A 1,287-nucleotide genomic window follows, 5' to 3' on the forward strand; every position below is an offset into this window, starting at 1 on the left:
TGAGGTTCCCCCGCATTGTTGGAGGGCGGGGTTATCAGGTTCCGGCCGGAACCGGGTGATGGTAGCTCGCCTCGAACTCATCGGGTGATCGCCAACCCAGCTTCTTCTGGATGCGCTGGCTGTTGTACCAGCCATCGATGTAGGCGAACAGGGCGTTCTCGGCCTCGTCACGGGTCCGCCAGGCCCGCCGATAGACCAGTTCGGTCTTCAATGTGGAGAAGAAGTTCTCCATGAGCGCGTTATCGTAAGAATCCCCGACCGACCCCATGGATTGTGCAATCCCATTGTCGGCCAGCCGGTTAGCGAACCGGATCGCTGTGTAGGTCGAGCCCCTGTCGCTGTGGTGAATCAACTCGCCATCGCGGATGTCGCGGCTCCAGACCGCGAACTCCAACGCACCCAACACCAGCTCGGTGTCGCAACGATCCGAGGTCTTCCAGCCCACGATCCGGTTGGAAAACGCATCCCGCACCGCCGCCAGCCAGAACGCACCCTGCCCGCACGGGATCCTGGTCGCATCCGCCACCCACAACCGGTTCGGTCGATCTGCGGTGAAGACCCGTTCGACCAGATCCGGTGCCGGCGCCGCCCGCGGATCGGTCCGTGTCGAGGCGATGCGCCACCGTTTCCGCAGGAAAGCGCCCTGCAACCCGGCGCCACGCATCACCCGCTCCACCCGTTTGCGGCCGACCGAGATGCCGCGGCGGACCAGCATCGCATGCACCCGCGGAGAGCCATAGGTGCCGCCGGAGCTCGTATGGATATCGACGATCTCGGCCAGCAACGCCTCGTCGGCGATCTGCCGCGCCGAGGGCTGTTCCAGGCGTTTGCACCACCAGTAATAGGTCGACGACGCGATCCCGAGCACCCGCAATACGAGCTCGACCGGGTGCCGGCTGTCCTTGACGAACCGCACAATCACCTCCGGGTCTGGCCGAGCTCCGAAGCGAAATACGCACTCGCAGAGCGAAGGATGTCGTTGACCCGTTCCAGCTCGGCCACCTGTTTGCGCAGCCGCTTGTTCTCCTCGGCCAGATCCGTCGCCGCCGGTTCCGGTCGCTGGCCACTGGTGTCGGCTTGGCGGATCCAGTTCCGCAAGGCCTCGTGATGCACGCCCAACTGCTGGGCGAGCTTGCGGATCGTCGGTTTCGGGTCCGATTCCAGATACAGCCGGACCGCTCGGGCTTTCAACTCGTCCGGGTATTTCTTCGGTGCTGCCACGCGGGGCTCCTTCCCGGTCCTATCGGACCATGCTCAGAGCCCTCCAAGGAAGCGGGGGAACCTCAC

General features: G+C 64.5%; 2 protein-coding genes. Both read right to left on the bottom strand.

The window, feature by feature from the left end; translation table 11 throughout:
• Positions 1 to 34 precede the first annotated feature (34 nt).
• Complete coding sequence (locus ACZ6SF_RS31920; RefSeq protein WP_466067294.1) at positions 35 to 916, bottom strand: IS3 family transposase; 882 nt, start codon at positions 914 to 916, stop codon at positions 35 to 37.
• Between the two features lie 2 nt (positions 917 to 918).
• Positions 919 to 1,221 (bottom strand): transposase, encoded by a 303-nt coding sequence (locus ACZ6SF_RS31925; RefSeq protein ID WP_466067296.1) that lies wholly within the window; start codon positions 1,219 to 1,221, stop codon positions 919 to 921.
• Positions 1,222 to 1,287 lie beyond the last annotated feature (66 nt).

The sequence above is a fragment of the Nocardia sp. NPDC049935 genome (assembly GCF_055586645.1).